Below are 20,378 nucleotides of genomic sequence, written 5' to 3' on the forward strand. Positions count from 1 at the left end.
TGTTAGCCCAGCTGCTTCGCCGCATACAGCTGCTCGAAGATCAGCTGGCTCACTTCAGAGACGCGATGACGGTCATCGTAGTTCAACCAGTCGATCTCCTCGATCTCCGAGGCAGGGCAAAGTGTGCCAGCGTAATCTGCAGTATAGCAAGTCATTCTAACCTTCACCTCTTCCGACTTCCCGTGAGCCCTTGCTACAAATGTTCCATAGTAATTGAGGGTCTCCTGCTCAATTTGAACGGATAACTCTTCTTCAATCTCCCGCTTGAGCGTATCCGTATCACTTTCTCCCGGATCTCTTTTGCCTCCTGGCAGGAAGTAGCTATCTTGACCTTTGGACCGTGCACACAGGATTTGGCCGTCTTTTAGATGAATCCAGGCGATTTTGTCAATGGTTCTCATGCTGGCCCCCCCTATTCTCAGGTGTACTCCGCGTACCCCTCATTTTAAATACAAGTATACCTCCAAGAAGGATCAGTACACCTACCAACTGATTCCAGCTGAAAGGAACCTTTTGCAGTCCAAGCCAGCCCATTGAGTCCCACAATAAGGCAAATCCGAGCTGGGAGGACATCACGATGGATATCGCCAAGGTGGGACCGAGCAGCCGGACCCCTTTAACCAGGCAGATGACTACACCTACGCCAATCATCCCGCTAATCCAGTACCAGGGCTGCATGTTCTGCAAAGTAAACGTTCTTCTACCCTCTACAATCAGACAAATGAGCAAAGAAGCAGCGAAGCCCATCCCTAACACAAGGGTGGTGGTTGCCCAGGATCCTGTATGTTCATTCACCTTGCTGTTAAATATATTCTGCAGGCTGACCAGAGCTCCGGCCACTAGTGCCAGTATAAGTCCGAGTATCATGGCTTCCCCTCCTCCCATTCGTAGATGTTCCGGCTTGCCAGTTCGCTAAGCCCTATCCGGTTCTTAACCTTTATACTTCCTTTGCTGCGTTCCACTAACCCGTCGGCACAGTATTTCTGGATAATCCGGTTCAAGTGCCTGTAGCTGGTTCCTATTAAATTCGCTGCATCCTTCAGGCTCAAGGAGATGGGTTGATCTGCTAACTTGGAATCCGAGTCTTCGTAAGAGACGGATAACAGGTAACTCGCTAACCTCACTTCCACCGGATGCATCAGATTAAAGCTTAGAAAATTGGATTTGAGGAAAAACTTCTGGGTAATGATCCTCAGCATAAATTGGAGGAAAGGCGGATAGTCTTGTGCATATTTGACCAGCCACCTGTGATGAATGCCAATCATCTCTACTGAGGATACGGCCTCTACAGTATTGATAATGTCGATCCCCTGTACGTATTCAATATCTCCAATAACATCCAGCGGAGTCTTGAAGGAAAGGATTAAGGTCTTACCTTCGGATGAAGTCGTATAGATCTTCACTTTTCCTTTAACCAGGACAAACAGATTCTGGGCCGCCTCTCCCTGCGTACAGATCAGTTCCCCCTGCTCGAAGCTGTACAAAGACAAATGAGGAAGCATCCGTTCATCAAATACAGAATCCAATTGATATAATTGCAAATAGGACCTAAGCCTGCCCTGGTCATGAATTTCCTTCACTTCGATCACACCTTCTCCGCCTATCAGCCTGGGTATTTCCAAGACTTCATTCTATCAAAATTTCATGATCAGCACACCTGCGATCATCATGCCAATCCCAACAAACTGTGGTATCCGCATCTTCTGCTTCGCCATACCGAACCACCCGTTAATATCGATCAGGAAGGTCAGACACAGCTGAGCGATCAGCAGCGCAGAGATCGTAAAGGTCACTCCGGTCTGCTGAATCGCGGTCACTTCACTGAATATGATCAGAGCGCCAAATCCTCCGCCCAGCAGATACATCGGCTTCACCAGCTTGAACTGCGGCCAAGCTCCGTCCCTTACAAACATCAAGATTAACAGCGCCAGGATAAATCCGGTTAATTGAGTAACCGCTGCAGCCTGCCAGGTTCCAATGTCCTGACTGATTCTTGCATTCGCTACACCTTGAAGGGTAATGCAGGCACCGGCTATAAAAGCAAATATACTTCCTTTCATCGCTTCTCTCCTCAGTTAAGTTCTGTTCCATAATTCTAAAGATTTATCCTAACCATAGAGAAGGACATATGTCCTGAAATATAAAAAAGCTGCCGAATTGTTCGGCAGCCTATGCTAGCTTCGTCGACCACGTATGAAGTTGATGATCAGCATAATCACCGCAATGACCAGGAGAATATGAATCAAGCCTCCTGCGATGTGAAACATGAACCCCAGCAGCCAGAGTACCAGCAGGATAACAAATACCGTCCAGAGCATAAGCCACGTCCTTACTTCTATAGAGTTGTCACATCAAGAAGTTTCTCCCATTCTGGACCTAAGTATGCATGCCGTCACTTTCATGGACTCATTTAGTCACCAAACATGGGTCATCTGCCTACAATAGGGTAAGCCCACATGATTGGAGGAGCGAAGCATGATTGTCATTGAGGATCAGACGCCAAATGAGCAGATCTATAAGTTGCCCTTGTCCGAGCTCGAAAGATCCATAGTCACACAGAAAGAGAAGAGCTTGATCACATATCGTTATCCCACGCTGGAAGCCCTGAGATTTGAATTGCAGATGAGACAGGAAATCACATCCGCAGCCAGACAATTAAATGCCAGCGGTGCCAAATTCGCCAAATTCAGCAATTCACGCTGTAATGACGCTTTCTGGATCCGCGAGAGAAATGGCGGCTTCAGGCTAAGAAGCGGGGTTAAGCCCTCGGATGCTATTCTTGATATATACAGAAATGGACCGCTATATGCTTTTGAATGCGGAACCGCTATGGTGATTGTCTGGTACAAAGCCGTGATCGAATCAATCTCACGAGACTCCTTTGACGCCTATTTCAACCATCTATTCCTATATGATGGAGAGCATGATCCCAATCTGGCCCTTCTCACCAGTGATAAAGGCAAAGAGGCCTTTCCTGGCGATGTCCAGTATTTCGAGAACCCGGATGTCGCAACGGAAAAGCCTGAGTGGCAGGGTGAGAATGTGGTTCTGCTGGGACCGAACCTCTATTATGGTCACGGAATCGGCATTGCAAGCGCGGAGACGATCACCGCTGCACTGAACCGAAATCGCAAGCCGAACAGTCAGACCTCAGCATTTCTGACCGAGTATGTGGTTCAGCCTGACTTTGAATTTATGAGAAAGTTTCAGACCAAGCCGGTTACTGCCCGAATTGGAGATCTCTCGCTGCAGGTATGTGTCTAAGACTAAATTCAAGGTTTAATTTTCAAGTTATTACTTCGCTGTTAGCTCACTCTCTGTTACCCATTTATGATTGGTCACCTTGGAGCCGCCTGTTGTAGGCGTGTAATCGATCATGTAGACGGTTGTCTTCTCGGCTGAATCGATGGTGGCCTTGGCGCCCATCATTCCAGGCATATGATCGGCTTCGAGTACAACCTCATCACCAGGCTTATAGGCTTCGCCTTGCGGATCTTTCAGTTCTTCATGAACCACCCATTTATGATTGGGAACCTTGTCTCCGCCAGTAGTGGGAGTATATGTAACGGCATACGCTATGGTGTCGTAAGCACCCGAAATGGTTGCAGTCGCACCCTTCATTCCCGGCATATGGTCAGCTTGAACAACAGCTTGACTTCCTACTTTGAAAGTCGGGTTTTGTGCTTCTTTCAGCCCTTTCGGAACCTCACTTGAACCCGAATGATTCATTTCCGCCATGTCAGCATGGCTGCTTGAAGTACTGCCGGAGGAAGTACCCTCCTGCTGTGAACTGTTGCCGCATCCGCTTAAAGTGAGAATTAGGGCAGCACCGATTACTAGCCATTGTTTTTTCATCCTACACACTCCTCTGTTATTTTTCGTCACCTATTATACTATACCCTCCTACGGTATATGGCAAACATTAAATTAATATCTTCGAAGAGACCTTAAGGATATCTCCGTCAGATCTCTTCGTTATATCCTATTATTGCCTTATAAAACGCCGTTAATCACTTCTAACCCGCTTATCTTATACACCTAGATCCAAGCCGCTTTCAGTAGTGGAGGCTGGGCGAATTCTACGTCGGTTCATAGGAAGCACACTCCACTGCTCCATGTAATGGGCTAAGGGTATCATCATTAGCAGCATCGTGGGATAGAAGTATCGCTCCATGGTAATAAACGGCAGATAAATCACCACAAAATAAGCAGCTACCGCCAAAAATCCATAATGAGCGGATGTTCTAAGCCGCAGCATCTTCCACAGCCCCGCAATACTGAAGATCAGGTATAATACGTGCTGCATGGCGGCCAGCCAATAAGGAATTCCAAATATCGGTGCCCAGTAGAAAGGAACAATGATCAACCGGATCAATTTGCCAAAGATCAGCCAGGCTCCATATACGATGGGATGATGGGTGATCTGATATTTGAATATCATTATCGCCAATTCCTTCTGCTGCTCTTCACTTCCGTTACGATAGGTCTGGTAGATCTGCTTATGATCCCGAATGAAATCCTGGGGCTCTTCTCCGTTGACCAGCATGCCCAGCAGCAGCGGGTTGGCAGATGAGTTCGTTAAAGGTATAAATTGATGAAATACCTGATAGTTGCGGATCCACCAAGGACTTAGACAGATGATCAAGGTTACGGAGAGGATGATTGTGTTTCTAAAAATAAGCCTAAGCCTCTCTCTCCGGAACAGCCAGACCACCCCGATCACCAAGGGCAGCAGGGCCGCTGTAGGTCTGAAATATACAGCTCCCGCAATTGCTAGCCCCAGATACACATAATCCCGCTTCCGATTCTTGCTCAGTGCAATCAAGAACCAATACGCCAGCAATAATAAACAAAAGGTGAAGCAGGTCTCCGTTAGAATTAAATCACCTGCATAATAGATGGGGACATAAGCTGCACCAAGGATTACTGCGAACCTGGTTGTCCGCTTGCCAAATAGATGATTGGCAATGAAATATAATAGACCTATGGAAGATGCGGTCAAGAGCGCTTGGAACACGCGAAAAGCATAAATTCCCGTCTCCCCTGTTCCGAACACTTTCATAATACCGGCTATCAAGATCGGCAGCCCAGGCATGATAAAAGCAGATGGTGTGGTTACCGGATTATAGTAGATTAATTTCCCGTGTTCCAGTAAATACTGTCCGCTGCGCAAATACCTGACATCATCGTTATCCAGCTTCCCCAAGGTCCCGAGCAGCAAGGAATTCTGGTGAATAAATATCGTCACTACCCCTAATACAAATGCCCCCAAGCATACCCATAACACAAACCAGTCTCTCTTCTTCTCCATTTATCTCTCGCTTTCCAAATAAGTCAGTACAATACATATTTTAAACTTTCCCGGAAAGTTTCTCTACCCTGATGTATGTATATATCAAAAATGCATCTTTTTTGCTATGCGATCATAGTCATAGTTATTGTGCTGCTTTATATCGTCATGGGGGGTGTCTATCTGAGAACACGATCCTTCTTCTATGCAGCCTTCATCTTCCTGCTGTTATGCTGCTGTACAGGAGATATCTCTGGATCAAATTCTAATCAACTTCAGCAGGCACAGACCAAATCCTGCTGTCTGCCCGGAAGGTTGTTCACTACTTCCCCACCAGGCTCGTCCACCATCACGCTACCCATAAACCACGTACCCGTGATTACCAAAGCTTCACTTGCTGCTGTCGGGGATGTGTTGATTCTTAGCCCGGTCTACAAAGATGCTGCAATCTCAAAAGGCAAATACAATTTCAACCCGATGTTCGATCAGGTTCGAAAGCTTACCCAGGAGCCAGATATCCTGGTCGCGAACCAGGAATCCATGATCGGCGGTACGGAACTCGGACTTTCAAGCTACCCTTCCTTCAACAGTCCTCATGAAATTGGAGACGCGCTAAAAGCGGCGGGCGTCGATGTTGTGACTCTAGCAAATAATCACACGCTGGACCGGGGCGAGAAAGCGATCCGCAGCGCTTTGGACTATTGGGATAAATTGCACATGCCATATACCGGAGCTTTCCGGTCTGAAGAAGACGCTAGCAATCTGCGCATCTTGACCCGGAACAACATTACATTTGCTTTTCTCGCCTATACCTATGGCACCAACGGAATTCCTGTACCTAAAGGGAAGCCTTATCTGGTGAACCTGATTGATGTTGGCAAAATTAAAGCTGACGTGGATAGAGCCAAAAAGCTCTCGGACGTTATTGTTGTATCGATGCATTGGGGAATAGAATATGAGACTATGCCTAACCGGGAGCAGCAGCAGCTTGCTCAGCAGTTAGCCGATATGGGAGTACAGGTCGTAATCGGGAATCATCCGCATGTGCTTCAGCCCCCTGCCTGGGTACAGGGCAAGAATGGGAACGAGACCTTTGTGATGTATTCGCTCGGGAACTTTTTGTCAGCCCAGGAGAAGACCGAACGCTTAATCGGCGGTATTGGAACTATCGAGGTGGTCAAGACCGTAACGGGGGACAGGAAGACAATTACGCTTAAGCATCCCGCCTTCTTACCTACTTACAATTACTACAAGAATCACCGAAATTTCAGAATCATACCGATGAGTACGTTGAAATCCAGTGACAAACTTAAGAATGCAGTTCAACAATTCGAGAAAGTCAAACAGCATATGTCTGCGTTTATTCCAGATTTAGCTTTCCGCTAAAGATTATTTTACGGCATAAAGGGTCCCATACTCCAGAAACTCCTTATTATCCATTATCAGATTGGAAGACTGAATCCCGCATTCCAGTATATTCTCGTCCAGCAGGGCCCCATCGTCAAAAAATTGATAATCGTCCGGGTATTCATACTGCTGTTCTAACTTGTCATCCTTCATTTCATTCACGTCAAGAAATTGGATCTGGGAAAATCCGCAGTCCCGAAGTATATCTCTCCACTCTGATATCTTCATAAGGGAGGGCATGCGGAAGAAGGATTTCATTTCATCCAGACGCTCGGCGGGAGCAGAAGCTCTGATGAACATTTCACGATCATAGAGAACACCGGTCTGCTTCAGAACACGATAATATTCGGGTACGGATCGATCTGCTTGTGTAAAGCTGGTTACAGATTCAACCAGAATAGTATGGAACGTATCGTCTGGAAATGGCAGCGCATGCGCATCAGCCAGGCAGAAGTCCACTTGTACCCCCATCGCTTCTGCTCTTTTTTTGGCTTTTGCCAAAAGATGGGGATCTACATCTGTAGCTACGACCTTGTACCCCTGTTCAGCCAAATAACACGCAGTGCGGCCTGTACCGCAGCCTATTTCAAGTACTGTTCCGTTAACCGCCGGCTTATATTTTTCAAGCTGCTGGGTGGTTGCCAGAAATCCTCCGGGGTGCGCGCTGCCGATACCGAGCCGGGCTACCATTTCCAAATAATTCATTGTAATCCCCCTTAATTTTTTAATCCCGCCTATGTACAGGTACTGTATCCATTCTGTTAATAGGGATTAATGCCCCCCTGATTGCTCAAGGAGGCATCAATGCAAGTTCATACTATACCCATACACCAGCGCTAAGAATAATTACCAGCAAAATGTAAAGAACGAGGATTGCACCAGTAGAAGTGAAACCACCATAACCTTTAACGTGACTCATTGTTTTCACCACCCTTTTGTATAGGTTAATCTACATTATTCAGATGGCTGGGAGTGCGCTTGGGCTATAGTGGAATTGATCAATAACCTTTCGGAGGAACTCGGATGCGAATTCAAGCAAAAGAAGCAGCGGAGCGGTTTATTCTTCATCATTTCCCTAAATGCTCGCTTGCCGTTTTGGGCGGCAGCGGAAGCCGGGATGATTACAATACCCACTCTGATCTGGATCTGGTTATTCTGGACGATAGTGCGGAGATTGCTTGCCATAAGACAACTCAGGCATATGAATGGATCATAGAGTGCTTTGTCCTAACCAGTTCCAGCTACAGGGAAATCTTCAACGAAGGAATCTATGCCGCGAACCCTTCACTACAGAGAATGCTTGATGAGGGATATATCTTAAGATGTGAAGGAGAAGGAGTACGAGTCCTGGAAGAGGCTCGGGCCGATTTAGCATTCGGGCCCATGCCCTGCTCTTTGAACGAGATTAACTTTCAGCGTTATGTTATTACGGATTTGTTGGAGGATATTAGAGGCGGAGAACCCTCAGCAGAACTGTGGTTCTCCGTGAATAAACTGGTTGTGGTCTTATGTGAATTTCATTTGCGTGTCAATCAGCAGTGGGTGGGTGAAGGCAAACATCTATTCAGAGCTTTAAAATCCTTTGATCTATCCATGGCAGATGCACTTGATCTGGCACTTCAGTCACTATACTTGATGGGGGACCCTGCCCCTCTTGAGGCACTAATACTCAGCACCTTGGCACCTTATGGAGGAATCCTGCTAGATGGATTCGAGCAGTAATTCCAATTATTTCATCCCAAAAGCCTCGGCAATCAGTCGGTAGGAATGAATTCTCGCTTGTTCATCATAGATCGGACTGGTTATGAGAATTTCTCCTGCGCTATAATCATGACCCATCTGAATCAGCTTCTCTTTCACCTGATCGGGTGTGCCGATGATCCGCCGGGTTCGTAGCTGCTGGATATGCATAAGGTCGGCTTCTGTGTAAGGGTAATTCTCTGCTGTCTGTACGGAAGGCAGATAAGGAATCTCTAGGCCTGTTCTTATTCCCAGGAATAACAGATCACTGCTGAAAGCCAGCCGATTGGCCTCCTCCTCCGTCTCAGCACAGATGGCCAGCGTGGCAATCATAGAGCGCGGTTGTTCCGGGAGCACATCATTTGGCTCAAAATGCTCGTTGTAATATTTCACCGCCTGCTGTCCCCCGGGTGTTCCGAAGAATTCAGCGAACGCATACGAGGTTCCCAGCATAGCAGCAAGTCTTGCACTCTCCCCGCTCGAACCGAGCATCCAGATCTCGGGAGCTGTCGGGATAGCCGGCGATGCCAGAAGCTTCTCAAAAGGATGTCCGCTCGGAAGTGAGCCATGCAAATAACCTATGATATCAAGTACCTGCTGCGGGTACTTGTTCACATCTACGTATTTATCCTGCTGGAGTGCTTTTGTGGCGAGCGGCATGCCGCCGGGTGCACGGCCAAGACCCAGATCGATTCGCCCCGGATGCAGTGCCTCCAGCAGCCTGAAATTCTCTGCGACTTTATAGGCACTATAATGCGGGAGCATGATGCCTCCAGAACCTACACGAATTCGGGATGTCGCTGCGGCCAGGTGCGCAATCAGGACCTCCGGGCTGGAGAAGGCCAGCGCTTTCATGGAGTGATGCTCGGACACCCAGAATCGGGAGTATCCCAGCTCCTCTACAGCCTGTATCAGGCGAGTGGACTGCTGCAGTCCTTCCGTGGCTCCGTGACCTTCAGAGATATAGACCTGGTCAAGTACTCCTAACGTAATCATATTGAATCTAACCCCGCTTTCATTAACCTCTAAATTTAAAAAAAGCCCTTCCTGAAAAGGGCTCCCTATTCTATCCGTAAATTAAATTATAACATTTCATTCTATGAAAGAATATCCGCTACGATTTCTGCCAGACATCCTCGTATTCCTTCCGGCGCCGGAATTGTGCGTCTGCATAGGAACAGGCAGGGATTATTTTATGGTTGGTCTCGCGTGCATGCTCGACCACTCGCCGAACAAGGTCCTCGGCCAGCTTCTGGCCCCGCATTTCTTCTGCTACATAAGTATGATCAATTAGGAGGACCCCTTCACCTGCTGGCTTGAATGTCACTTCAGCGATGACGCTGCCATCCTCCTTGATCACAAAAGCATTGCCTTCCTGAACCGTTTCTCTCATCTGAACTGCTCCTCTCTTGTTCGTAGAACCTCTCTAGTTATATACCCGCCCTCCATCGCTTTCATACATGTTATAGTCCTTACTCTCCTTCAAGCCAGATGTTTAAATCCGCGGGGATCGGGTAAATTCCTATACATAGCACGGCAACAGACTTTATCAAAAGGAGTGTTCAACTATGAATAAGAAACTGATGTTTACTGCAGCAGCCATGGGAGCCGCTTACTTGATGAGGAATCCGGAAGCCCGTCAGAAGCTTATGGGTCAGGTTCAGAACTTTACGAAATCCGGTGCAGGCGGAATCGGTAAGTACCTGAATCAATTTGGAGGCGGTAAAGATAACAGTGCCGCATCGGTAGTAAGCCCATCCACACCAAGCACAATCAGCCATAATTAAGCTATATTAGACTCTAAGCTGAGTTCAGCCATGTACAGGGACACCTTCGTGAAGCGAAGATGTCCCTGTATTATTGCCTGCATTTGGGCCATAACCTAACCGCCCGCATATACTGCACTAACCTGACAACAACTATAGGAGGGTGCAGACGATTATGAATAGTTACATGGATTTCACATCGCCTCATGTTCAGTATACTTATGACTTGAGCAGCAATCCTTTTTTCAAGAAAGATTCCAGCAACTATATTAATTCCCTGTCCGTGAATCAGCTCAATACCTTGGGGAATGTCTCCCTGCTGGATATTTATCTGAGCAAGTCCAATGTCGTCGAGCCTCACTACCACCAGAATGCAACCGAATTGGTCTTTTGTATCACCGGGGCAGCCTTGGTCTCTTTGATCAACCCATTTACCAAATCACTTATCAATCTACCCATTACTCCTGGCCAAGTCGCCAATGTTCCTCAAGGCTGGTGGCATTATGAAATCGCAACAGAAGACCAAACCCACCTGCTCGCTATTTTTGATGCGCCGATTCCGGAATTTATCGGGGGTTCCGACCTGCTCAGACTCACACCGGCCAGCATACTGGCGCATACTTATTGTCTTGATGAATCTCAGATTAAAGCGGCCTTAGCACCTATTACAAATACCGTTGTCATTGGCCCCCCTAACGATTGTTCTCCCGAACACAAAGTCACACACGCTGTTCAAAATACCCCCTCGGCACCCCTTAGATCAGCCTCTCCGATGCCTCAGACCATTGGAAATGGGTGGAGTTATCCAGACAATACGCGTTAATACTTGCGCCTTGACTAATTCTTCATGGCTGCTTCGAACTGCTCGCACAGTGCATCGATGTCCGCAACTCTCGCCAGACTCTGTATCCAGTGCTGAGGAATCCCGTCCAGCCCGTAATAGATTCCCGCCAATCCCCCGGTCACTGCGCCGGTTGTATCCGTATCTTCTCCAAGATTGATGGCTCTTAGAACGGCTTCCTGGTAAGAATTCGTCGTTAACAAGCTCCAGAGACTTGCCTCAAGCGTATGGATCACATAACCGGAGGACTCAACCTCCGGCTCTTTCAGCTGTCCGATCTGACCAGACAAGAGACGCTCATACCGCTGGATGAAAGGGTTAGCCGCTGCAGGGAAAGTCTGCTTCATGTAGTCTACAGTCTGAAGGTAGCTTTCCAGCAAATTCTGGCCTCTGATTAAATACAAGGCATACTTAACATAGAAGACACAGGCAAGAATGGATATGGGATGGCGGTGGGTTAGGGAAGACACCCGAGTTATGGCTGATATGAAGTCTTCCTCATCATGTACATTCAAATAATAGGCCAGTGGCAGTATTCTCATCAAAGACCCATTCCCATTGCTTAATTCATCCACGCCACCTGCCATTTCTGGTAAGGCAGATGCCTGTGCAATTCGTTCTAATGCTTGCCGGGTCGCAATTCCGATATCAAACACCTCACCGCGGGGCGTCCACCTCGTTCCTCTTAGCCAGTCCACGCATCTAGCCGCCAGATCAGGAAGATGAATACCTCCGCACTCAGCTAGACTGTCCAGCAGACATAAGGTCAAGGAAGCATCATCAGACCAGGTGCCTGGTGGCTGATGATGAGTGCCGTAGCCAACCATATCAGTTAAAGGCTTCCTTCTTAATGCCTCCCGATCCAGAAATTCAACCGGAACTCCGAGGGCATCACCAATACACAGCCCCAGGATACCATTTTTGACTTCACTCATTTAAGGTCACACATCCTTAAGTAGATCAAATAGTCTGTTGGTGTACCTGTATAACCCAGATATCTAAGCATTGTCGATATATTACCTCTATGGTAGGTTCCATGATTCACGACATGCTGCAAGATTTCCGATACTGAATTTTGATACGCATGACCCTTGGAATCCTTATAAGAGACAATCCGCTCGGCAGAATCAATAGTTAACAAATACTCTCTCATCCGGGAGTTCAAATGATCAAAATAGATTCTCGCTTCCCCTAGATTAGTTAACTGAAGCGGCTTAATCAATGCGTCCCTCTCTTCTTGAATCCGGGCCAACCAAATCTCATCGGCTGACGCCAGGTGGCTCACTATTTCGGCAATGGAGCTAAACCCCAAATCTATTTTTTTGCCAAAAATATCACTTGGCAGTGTCGCAAGATGGTCCATCACTCTCTCATTCGCCCATACATGGTATTCATATTTATGAATCACTTGTTCGTTCATCGCCTAACCTCCTATGCTTTACTTATGAGTAACGCCATAATTAAATGTTAGAGGGACTTCCACTTATAACCATATGATAGCATAATGTCTATCCTTCCTAACTTTAATCTGATAACAATAAAAAGTCCGCGCAGCCGCGCGGACCTTAACTCTCTTATATGCTTGTTCGTTCCTAAATTATCTGTCCAGGCTCTTCATGGACGCCTCTGGATAACGCTGACCGGCTGCTGCGCCCTGCGGGGCAGCTTGTTCGATCCGCGCCTTATCCTCGTCAGACAAAGTTATTTGCAGCGCTCCGAGGTTCTCCTCAAGGTACGCTCTACGCTTGGTACCTGGGATCGGAACAATATCATCACCCTGGGCAAGCAGCCAGGCCAGTGCCAATTGAGAAGGCTCGCACCCTTTCTCTCCGGCTATCTCGCGTATCCGGTCTACGAGCTCCAGGTTCTTGGTGAAATTTTCACCTTGAAAACGCGGCGAATAACGACGATAATCATCCTGGTCCAAATCCTCGAACTGCTTGATCTGCCCGGTAAGAAATCCTCTTCCCAAAGGGCTGTAAGGAACGAATCCAATCCCTAGCTCACGGCACACCGGAAGAATCTCATCCTCAACATCACGGCTCCACAGCGAGTATTCTGTCTGAAGGGCCGTAATGGGATGAATGGCCTCTGCTTTCCGAATCGTATTGACCGAAGCCTCGGATAATCCCAAGAAGCGCACTTTACCTTCCTTCACCAGATCAGCCATGGCACCAACGGTTTCTTCAATTGGTGTCTTCGGATCCACACGGTGCTGATAATATAAGTCGATATGATCTACGCCGAGCCGCAGCAAGCTGGCTTCACAGGCTCGCTTGACATACTCGGGGCGCCCATTGATGCCAAGCATTGCCCCGTCCGCTGCCCGAACATTGCCAAATTTGGTAGCCACAATAACATCATTTCGCCGTCCTTTGATCGCTCTTCCGACCAACTCCTCATTGCGCCCCACGCCATACATATCGGCTGTATCCAGGAAGGTTACACCCAAATCGAAGGCACGATGGATCGTCTGAATGGATTCGTCATCATTACGTCCACCGTAGAAGTCGGACATGCCCATACAACCTAAACCCAAAGCGGAAACCTGCAAACCTGTCTGTCCTAACGTTCTTGTCTGCAACCGGATCATCCTCTTTTCTTAGTTCGAATGTGTTATTGCCAGTAAATTATAACATCCTCCACGCCCTTTCCAAAAATCCCTCATTCCCTTCCAAATACAAAAAAACCAGCGTATATATTACGCTGGTCTAAGTATGATTAATCCGCAGATACCACAGGTTCGTCATTATAGCTCTGCTAATCTCTTGGGTATTCCACATTCATAATATCCATAAATGGAATCTTGAGCAGTACTTCCTGCTGCATCACGTGGACCTTTCCTGTACGAGAATCCATCTGTACAATCTGTCCTCTCACGGACTCTTCCCAGCCCCACACGATTAAGACAATTTCCGATTTCTCTTGAAATGCCTCAGTTAACTGATTACCTAGTTCTTCCAGAACGAACTCATCACGGGTTGGCCTCTTGGCAACCTTTGCTTTAGCCATTATATCCTCCAATTGTCTAATTAATTAGGTCTCAAATTCTTACTATTCTATTATACTTCTCCCTACTAAAAAAGGAACTATGCCTCTTGCTCGGTTCTTTAAGAGAGGATCCCCAACGCCCGATACTCATCCCGAAAATGATCAAGCAGGCGCTGCTTCTCCGCACTCTCGAGAAATGAGGCCTGCACAGCATACAAATTCATCTCCGCTAATTGTGCAACTGAAAAGTTGTGCAGCTCCATAAGCTTTTCGTATTCATTGGATAGCGTCGTACCGGATACAGTCAGATTGTCTGTATTCACGGTAACCCTAATTCCCTGCTCGAAATACTCTTTGATCGGATGATCCGCCCAATTCTCTACGGCTTTGGTCTGCACATTGCTGGATGGGCACATCTCTAGCACAATATGGTGATCCTTCACCCACTGCATTAAGGCCGCATCATCTTGGAGTCTGACCCCGTGCCCGATTCTGGCTGCATACAGATGCCGAAGGCTCTCATCAATGTTAGCTGCACCGGCCGCTTCTCCCGCATGGACGGTGACTGGGAATCCGTACGCATGAGCCTGCTCGAATACTTTGCGATGAATTTCTGGTGGATAGCCCGCTTCATCTCCCGCTAGGTCCACACCTGCTACACCTTTTCCGAGAAATCCCCGGGCAGCCTGAATAACCTCTAGATTCTTCTCCACAGAGTGACTTCTTAGGCAAATAATAATTAACCTGGCAACCGTACCCCATTCTTGTGCACCTTGATTCATTCCACTCAGCACATGGGTAACCACCTCTTCAATAGTGAGACCCTTCTCCATATGCAAAAGAGGTGCAAACCGAATTTCTATATACTTTACATGATCCCGGCTTGCATCCTCAACCAGCTCGTAGGCCGCTCGCCGTAATGACTCAGCAGTCTGAAGACACTGAAGAGGCAGCTCAAACTTAGATAAGTATTCGGTTAGACTGCCGCACTGCTCGGTTACCTGCAGATAAGGAGTCAGTTCAACCGGATCATTAACCGGGAGTGTGAAGCCCTCTTCTTGAGCGAGGCTTATTAGGGTCTCTGGCCTTACACTCCCATCCAAATGAATGTGCAGTTCTGCTTTGGGCATCAGCTTAAGTATGTTCATGTATGTCTCCCCCACTTCTTCTAGGTCGAAGCTATTTGTGAAATAATACTCTCCCCACCTATGCGTGTCAACTAAATTAACATACAAAAAACGAAAAAAGGCTGATATCCCAGTTCGACAACCAGGACATCAGCCTTAATGTTATTTAGGAATGAAATTAGAATCGAAACGTATTAAGCGTGGAACTGCTGCCCATCCAGAACCTCAGAGACATAACCCGCACGGATTACAAAGTCACCAAAATGCTCTCCGATATTCCGTTCTTTGGCATAATGTGCAAACAGCTGCTTCAGACTTTCGAGAATCTCGGCTTCACCAATATTCTCTTTATATAGCTTGTTCAATCTTTGACCCGCAAAGCCGCCGCCCAAATACATATTATATTTTCCTGGGGCTTTGCCGATAAATGAGAGCTCTGCAAGTGCAGGTCTTGCGCACCCGTTCGGACATCCGGTCATCCGGATGATAATATCTTCGTCCTGTAAGCCATTCTCAGCCAGGATCGGATCAATCTTATCCATTAGGGATGGCAAGTACCGTTCTGATTCGGCCATAGCCAACCCGCAGGTTGGGAGGGCAACGCAGGCCATAGAGTTTCTCCGCAGTGCACTGTAATGGTTCCCGTCAGTTAAGCTGTATTCCTTGATCAAGGATTCGATCTTCTTCTTATGCTGCTTAGCTACGTTGGCAATGATCAAGCTCTGGTTCGGCGTAAGACGGAAATCTCCAGTGTGGACCTTGGCAATTTCGCGAAGTCCTGTCATCAGAGGGTATCCTTCCTCATCCTTGACACGGCCATTCTGAATGAAGAGTGTGAAATGCCACTTACCATTGCTGCCTTTCACCCATCCATAGCGATCGCCATTATGGTCAAAGTGATAAGGACGAGCTTCGGCTAGTTCCCAGCCGAGACGTGCAGTCAGTTCCTTCTTGAACCAATCCAGCCCGCGGTCGTCAATCGTGTATTTGAACCGGGCATGCTTACGAACAGAACGATCCCCATAGTCTCTCTGGATAGTAACTGTCTTCTCTGCTACGTCAATCATCTGCTCTGGAGTGCAGAAGCCGATCACTTTGGATATTTGCGGATAGGTCTTCGGATCTCCATGGGTCATCCCCATTCCGCCGCCAACAGAGACATTGAAGCCCTTAAGCTGCCCATCCTCAACAATCGCGATAAGTCCCAAGTCCTGAGAGAACACATCCACATCATTGTTAGGAGGAACGGCAATACCGATCTTGAATTTCCGCGGAAGGTAGACATGGCCGTAGATCGGCTCCTGTTCTTCTCCATCCCGGCTGTCTACAATCTTCTCCCCATCCAGCCAGATTTCATGATAAGCGCGTGAACGTGGATCTAAATGATCACTAACCTTGCTGGCCCAATCATAGACTTCGGAATGAATCTCAGACTGATGAGGATTGGGGTTGCACATTACGTTACGATTCACGTCACCGCAAGCGGCGAGGGTGCTAAGCATAGACTCATTAACTTCACGAATCGTATTCTTCAAATTCCACTTCAAGACTCCATGAAGCTGGAAAGATTGACGGGTAGTCAGACGGATCGTACCGCTGGAGTATTTCTTCGCAACACGGTCCATCATCAGCCACTGTTCAGGTGTAACTACGCCGCCCGCAGCACGCACGCGGAGCATGAATTGGTAAGCGGGCTCAAGCTTCTGCTTGGCACGCTCATTACGCAGATCACGGTCATCCTGCATATAGCTGCCGTGATGCTTCATTAACCGGTTATCATCTTCGGGGATTGACCCCGTTATAGGATCTAGAAGTGTCTCTTCCAGGCTCCCGCGCAGATAATTACTTCTGCGCTTGATCTCTTCCACATCACTGTGCGGAGCGCTGTTAGGCGACAACAAATTATTTTCGGACATAGCTTAATTCTCCTCTCGCAATCTTCGGATTGCCAATTAATAGACATCCCGCTGATAACGTTTCTGCTGTTGCATTTGTGTCAAATAGTCTGCGGCTTCCTCAGGGCTGAGGCCGCCTTCCTGTTCAAGAATAGCTGCCAGTGCTGCATGAACGTCATGAGCCATCTTCTTCTCATCTCCGCATACATAGATCGCGGCGCCTTCCTGCAGCCATTGATAAAGTTCTTTGCTTTTCTCGAGCATCCGGTGCTGAACATATACTTTCTGATCGGTATCACGTGAGAAAGCAACATCCATGCGAGTCAGCACGCCTTCTTGAAGCCAGCGCTGCCACTCAACCTGGTAGAGGAAGTCGGTTGAGAAATGCTGATCTCCATAGAACAACCAGGTTTTGCCTTCGGCTCCTGTCTCTTCCCGCTCACCGAGGAAAGCGCGGAAAGGCGCTACGCCAGTACCAGGACCAATCATGATAATAGGTGTGTCACTGCTCTCCGGCAGCTTGAAGTTCGGATTATTCTGTATAAATACAGGCAGGGTGTCCCCAGCTTCTACGCGCTCTGCCAGCTGTACTGAGCAGACACCATACCGTTCTCTGCCTTGATTCTCGTATCTTACAGTACGTACTGTAAGATGTACTTCATCCGGGTTCGCTTTCAGGCTGCTGGCGATTGAATACAACCGGGCAGGAATCTTGCGAAGCAGCGCTGTTAGCGAGCAGGCGGATACGCCTTTAAGGTTGAAATCTTGAACCAGGTCGAGCAGATCATGCTCGGCAAGATAAGCTCTAAGCTCGGCTTCTTGTCCGGCACTCAACAATTTCACCAATTCCGGATTAGAAGTAAGTTCTGCCACTTGGGTAAGAAGAGGCTTGGTTAGAACAGTAATCTCGTAATAACGAAGCAGCGCTTCTCTGAGAGAAAGCTCTTCCCCATTCTTTCCTACAGGTACGGACTCATCTGCATTCCACCCAAGCGCCTCGATCAGCTCATCAACAAGACGCGGATGATTCTCAGGGTATACACCCAGGCTGTCACCTGGTTCATATTGAAGACCTGAGCCTTCTAGTGAAAGCTCAACGTGGCGTGTCTCCCGGTCCGATCCACGGCCGTTCAAATTCAAATTCTCCAGGACCTCTGCACGGAAAGGATTCGTTCTGGAATATTCCGACTCGACTTCAGTAGAAGTGGCTGGCTGGCTTACTGCTCCTGCTGCCTGTGCTGATGAACCCTCGCTTAATGCGCCAAGCACCTGGTTCATCCACTCAGCTGCCGCCTCATCAAAGTCTACATCACAATCCACACGTGGAGTGATCTGCTTGCCTCCGAGTTCTTCCAGACGCTTGTCGAAGTCCTTCCCTGTCTGGCAGAAGAATTCATATGAAGTATCTCCCAGGGCAAGAACGGAATAACGAAGAGTGTCCAGCTTAGGCGCTCTCTTACTGTGAAGGAATTCATAGAAAGGAATCGCATTATCCGGCGGTTCACCTTCACCTTGTGTGCTTACTACAATCAGGAGATTCTCAACCTTCTTCAGGTTATTGGACTTATAACTTCCCATAGCGGACACGGTTACCTGGAAGCCGTTCTCTTCAAGCTTCTTGGTCAATTTCTTGGCCAACCGGTCACTATTGCCGGTCTGTGAACCGAAGAGGACCGTTACCTCTTTGGAGATTGCAGGTGCACTCTCTGTCAGAACTGCTAGCGGAGCACTCGCAGGTGCTGCAGATGCCGCAGCTGCTGTTCCCAGTGAAGCTGCAATATAACCACCAAGCCAAATCCGCTGGTTATCCGTTAGCGTAGGCAGAAGACGATTGAGCAGTTCAGCCTGCTCTTGATTAAAAGGACTATTTGTTACTTGGAGTTCCAACAAAATCCACCTCACGTAGCATACTTAGATTTAATTCCTAGAATTATGATCAACTTAATAAATCTACTTACTTGAACCTACCATACTAGGCAGGAAGGGTCAATTTGAATGATTTTATAGGAATCATCAGTTTATCTGATAAAGGGAAATCTAGTTAGCATAGTCATCGCCATAAGGATCATTCAGGACTTCTTGATCAAGCTGCACAGAATTGTTGGGAAGAAGACGCCAATTGCCATCAGGAAGCTTGGTGACCTTATGCAGAGTGTAGTTTCTCAATTCAAATCCGCTATCTGTATACCGATTCGTCTGAACCAAGTAGATTGTAGCAGAATCTTGGGTATACGATACGATCGACATACTTTCCGTTTTAATTTCCACATCACTTAGCGCAAAAATTTTGAATAGCTCGGTTTTATATTTCTTAATATTTGAGGAATCAACAGATAGTGTATTTAACGCCGCATCAACATTTTCCTCATTTAAAGCTTTAGTAAAGGCCTCTACCAAAGCACGGATCGCTGTTTGATCTGTTTGGGGCACGTCAGCTTCTTTTTTCAAGACTTCTTTGTAATTGATATATTCAATTTCTGAATCTAGGTAATCAATGGTCCACTTATAATTCTGATCAAGCTCCATATAGATGCTTAGATGCTCAACACGGTCAAGAAGCTCGCCAGGGCCTTTAGGAATATAGATGTTAGCGTTAATCTTCTTAACCATATAATTGCCGTCTGCTGAAATATAATCAAGTACAGGGGTAAGTTTGTCTAACGAAGTATACCCTGCGTATTTAGTAAGCTTAGTCGGATCGCTTAATACTTCATCATAAAATTCATAATCTGAGTCCTTGTTAATAGTAGACAAATAACCTTTGGAATCGCCATCTTTAATGGCTTTGAACATTTTTTTAATTACAGCGTTCATCTCTCTTATATCTGCTTTCAAAGGTTTACCTGTAGTTGATTTGTGAACCTTAATCGTTCTGTTTGCTTTATCCCAGTCTGACTCAAGACCGGTGGCATAATCAAGAAATTCCAGGTCTACGAATGTGCTGGCTCCGCCAATAATAACAAGGGGATTCTTGGGATCTTTAGGGAAAGCTTCTCCGCTCAAATTGGACTTACCTGATTTCAGATCTATCTTGATCGTCTTATCTTCAGATACTGCCGAGAACACCTTCTTCTTATCATCGTAACTCAGCGTGTAGCCTAATGTTTTAAGAATACTGCGAAGCTCCACGAACACTCGGCCATACCTTTCAATTGGAGCTGAACTAGGGTGGATTTCCTTATTGTGCACGTAGACCTTGATGGTCTTCTTTACCGGAGCAGATGCAGCTGCCGCAGTATACAGGTTCAGCGTGGGAGTTAGGGTTAACCCTAGACTAAGAAAAGCAATTAATATGTACTTCATCACATTTGACTTCATTTT

24 protein-coding genes are annotated in these 20,378 nt (G+C 47.2%); 5 read left to right on the forward strand and 19 right to left on the reverse strand.

All coding sequences use genetic code 11. The features are described from left to right. Positions 1-2: 2 nt before the first annotated feature. The 5 genes from ACEN86_RS11180 to ACEN86_RS11200 all read right to left on the reverse strand — a co-directional run bounded on the left by ACEN86_RS11180 (position 3) and on the right by ACEN86_RS11200 (position 2,318). Entirely contained in the window at positions 3-401 is a 399-nt protein-coding gene (locus ACEN86_RS11180; RefSeq protein WP_495630723.1) for an NUDIX hydrolase, read from the reverse strand. Then, entirely contained in the window at positions 388-867 is a 480-nt protein-coding gene (locus ACEN86_RS11185; protein WP_495630724.1) for a DMT family transporter, read from the reverse strand. The genes ACEN86_RS11180 and ACEN86_RS11185 overlap by 14 nt, the downstream gene beginning before the upstream one ends. Then, a complete protein-coding gene (locus ACEN86_RS11190) occupies positions 864-1,580 on the reverse strand; it encodes a Crp/Fnr family transcriptional regulator (protein WP_495634278.1) in 717 nt (238 codons plus the stop codon). The genes ACEN86_RS11185 and ACEN86_RS11190 overlap by 4 nt, the downstream gene beginning before the upstream one ends. Positions 1,581-1,634: 54 nt before the next feature. Further along, positions 1,635-2,060 (reverse strand): DMT family transporter, encoded by a 426-nt coding sequence (locus tag ACEN86_RS11195; protein ID WP_495630725.1) that lies wholly within the window; start codon positions 2,058-2,060, stop codon positions 1,635-1,637. Positions 2,061-2,174: 114 nt separating this feature from the next. Next, positions 2,175-2,318 carry a lmo0937 family membrane protein gene (locus ACEN86_RS11200; protein WP_495630726.1) on the reverse strand — a complete coding sequence of 48 codons (144 nt, stop codon included), beginning with the start codon at positions 2,316-2,318 and terminating at the stop codon, positions 2,175-2,177. Positions 2,319-2,475: 157 nt separating this feature from the next. On the opposite strand from ACEN86_RS11200, the gene tgl reads away from it, so the two are divergent. Then, positions 2,476-3,264, forward strand: a complete 789-nt coding sequence (tgl, locus tag ACEN86_RS11205) for a spore coat transglutaminase TGL (RefSeq protein ID WP_495630727.1) — start codon at positions 2,476-2,478, stop codon at positions 3,262-3,264. A 30-nt stretch (positions 3,265-3,294) separates the two neighbouring features. On the opposite strand, the gene ACEN86_RS11210 is transcribed toward tgl, so the two are convergent. Together ACEN86_RS11210 and ACEN86_RS11215 are read right to left on the reverse strand one after the other, a co-directional pair. Beyond that, a complete protein-coding gene (locus ACEN86_RS11210) occupies positions 3,295-3,855 on the reverse strand; it encodes a YdhK family protein (RefSeq protein WP_495630728.1) in 561 nt (186 codons plus the stop codon). 175 nt (positions 3,856-4,030) lie between these two features. Next, the gene (locus tag ACEN86_RS11215; RefSeq protein WP_495630729.1) at positions 4,031-5,311 is read right to left on the reverse strand and encodes an ArnT family glycosyltransferase; all 1,281 of its coding nucleotides are present in this window, start codon (positions 5,309-5,311) and stop codon (positions 4,031-4,033) included. Positions 5,312-5,401: 90 nt separating this feature from the next. Here ACEN86_RS11215 and ACEN86_RS11220 point away from each other — a divergent pair, with 90 nt between their 5' ends. Further along, a complete protein-coding gene (locus ACEN86_RS11220) occupies positions 5,402-6,676 on the forward strand; it encodes a CapA family protein (RefSeq protein WP_495630730.1) in 1,275 nt (424 codons plus the stop codon). 3 nt (positions 6,677-6,679) lie between these two features. Here the strand turns inward: ACEN86_RS11220 and ACEN86_RS11225 are convergent, their stop codons facing one another. Further along, on the reverse strand, positions 6,680-7,402 hold the full coding sequence (locus ACEN86_RS11225; RefSeq protein ID WP_495630731.1) for a class I SAM-dependent methyltransferase: 723 nt from the start codon (positions 7,400-7,402) through the stop codon (positions 6,680-6,682). A gap of 112 nt (positions 7,403-7,514) precedes the next feature. Continuing rightward, a complete protein-coding gene (locus tag ACEN86_RS11230; RefSeq protein ID WP_127197361.1) occupies positions 7,515-7,616 on the reverse strand; it encodes a dihydroorotate dehydrogenase in 102 nt (33 codons plus the stop codon). 104 nt (positions 7,617-7,720) lie between these two features. On the opposite strand from ACEN86_RS11230, the gene ACEN86_RS11235 reads away from it, so the two are divergent. Beyond that, positions 7,721-8,419, forward strand: coding sequence for a nucleotidyltransferase domain-containing protein (locus ACEN86_RS11235; RefSeq protein ID WP_495630732.1), 699 nt, complete (start codon positions 7,721-7,723; stop codon positions 8,417-8,419). Positions 8,420-8,425: 6 nt separating this feature from the next. Here ACEN86_RS11235 and ACEN86_RS11240 read toward each other — a convergent pair whose 3' ends face one another. Next, positions 8,426-9,433, reverse strand: coding sequence for an LLM class flavin-dependent oxidoreductase (locus tag ACEN86_RS11240; RefSeq protein ID WP_495630733.1), 1,008 nt, complete (start codon positions 9,431-9,433; stop codon positions 8,426-8,428). A 118-nt stretch (positions 9,434-9,551) separates the two neighbouring features. Then, positions 9,552-9,830 (reverse strand): GNAT family N-acetyltransferase, encoded by a 279-nt coding sequence (locus ACEN86_RS11245; protein WP_495630734.1) that lies wholly within the window; start codon positions 9,828-9,830, stop codon positions 9,552-9,554. A 175-nt stretch (positions 9,831-10,005) separates the two neighbouring features. Between ACEN86_RS11245 and ACEN86_RS11250 the strand changes: the two genes are divergently transcribed. Both ACEN86_RS11250 and ACEN86_RS11255 read left to right on the forward strand, forming a co-directional pair. Next, on the forward strand, positions 10,006-10,224 hold the full coding sequence (locus ACEN86_RS11250) for a hypothetical protein (RefSeq protein WP_495630735.1): 219 nt from the start codon (positions 10,006-10,008) through the stop codon (positions 10,222-10,224). A gap of 154 nt (positions 10,225-10,378) precedes the next feature. Then, positions 10,379-11,026 carry a cupin domain-containing protein gene (locus ACEN86_RS11255; RefSeq protein WP_495630736.1) on the forward strand — a complete coding sequence of 216 codons (648 nt, stop codon included), beginning with the start codon at positions 10,379-10,381 and terminating at the stop codon, positions 11,024-11,026. A gap of 14 nt (positions 11,027-11,040) precedes the next feature. Here the strand turns inward: ACEN86_RS11255 and ACEN86_RS11260 are convergent, their stop codons facing one another. The 8 genes from ACEN86_RS11260 to ACEN86_RS11295 all read right to left on the reverse strand — a co-directional run bounded on the left by ACEN86_RS11260 (position 11,041) and on the right by ACEN86_RS11295 (position 20,375). Then, positions 11,041-11,979, reverse strand: a complete 939-nt coding sequence (locus tag ACEN86_RS11260) for an ADP-ribosylglycohydrolase family protein (protein ID WP_495630737.1) — start codon at positions 11,977-11,979, stop codon at positions 11,041-11,043. Then, entirely contained in the window at positions 11,976-12,464 is a 489-nt protein-coding gene (locus tag ACEN86_RS11265) for a DinB family protein (protein WP_495630738.1), read from the reverse strand. Before ACEN86_RS11265 ends, ACEN86_RS11260 begins: the two co-directional genes overlap by 4 nt. A 177-nt stretch (positions 12,465-12,641) precedes the next feature. Further along, positions 12,642-13,628, reverse strand: coding sequence for an aldo/keto reductase (locus tag ACEN86_RS11270; protein ID WP_495630739.1), 987 nt, complete (start codon positions 13,626-13,628; stop codon positions 12,642-12,644). Between the two features lie 176 nt (positions 13,629-13,804). After that, positions 13,805-14,059, reverse strand: a complete 255-nt coding sequence (locus tag ACEN86_RS11275) for a YolD-like family protein (protein ID WP_495634279.1) — start codon at positions 14,057-14,059, stop codon at positions 13,805-13,807. Positions 14,060-14,154: 95 nt separating this feature from the next. Beyond that, positions 14,155-15,183, reverse strand: coding sequence for an adenosine deaminase (add, locus tag ACEN86_RS11280; RefSeq protein ID WP_495630740.1), 1,029 nt, complete (start codon positions 15,181-15,183; stop codon positions 14,155-14,157). Positions 15,184-15,356: 173 nt separating this feature from the next. Further along, on the reverse strand, positions 15,357-17,078 hold the full coding sequence (gene cysI / locus ACEN86_RS11285; RefSeq protein ID WP_495630741.1) for an assimilatory sulfite reductase (NADPH) hemoprotein subunit: 1,722 nt from the start codon (positions 17,076-17,078) through the stop codon (positions 15,357-15,359). Between the two features lie 36 nt (positions 17,079-17,114). Then, positions 17,115-18,944, reverse strand: coding sequence for an assimilatory sulfite reductase (NADPH) flavoprotein subunit (locus ACEN86_RS11290; RefSeq protein WP_495630742.1), 1,830 nt, complete (start codon positions 18,942-18,944; stop codon positions 17,115-17,117). A gap of 150 nt (positions 18,945-19,094) precedes the next feature. Further along, positions 19,095-20,375 carry a copper amine oxidase N-terminal domain-containing protein gene (locus ACEN86_RS11295; protein ID WP_495630743.1) on the reverse strand — a complete coding sequence of 427 codons (1,281 nt, stop codon included), beginning with the start codon at positions 20,373-20,375 and terminating at the stop codon, positions 19,095-19,097. Between the last annotated feature and the right edge of the window lie 3 nt (positions 20,376-20,378).

This window comes from Paenibacillus sp. Paensp111 (assembly GCF_059492195.1).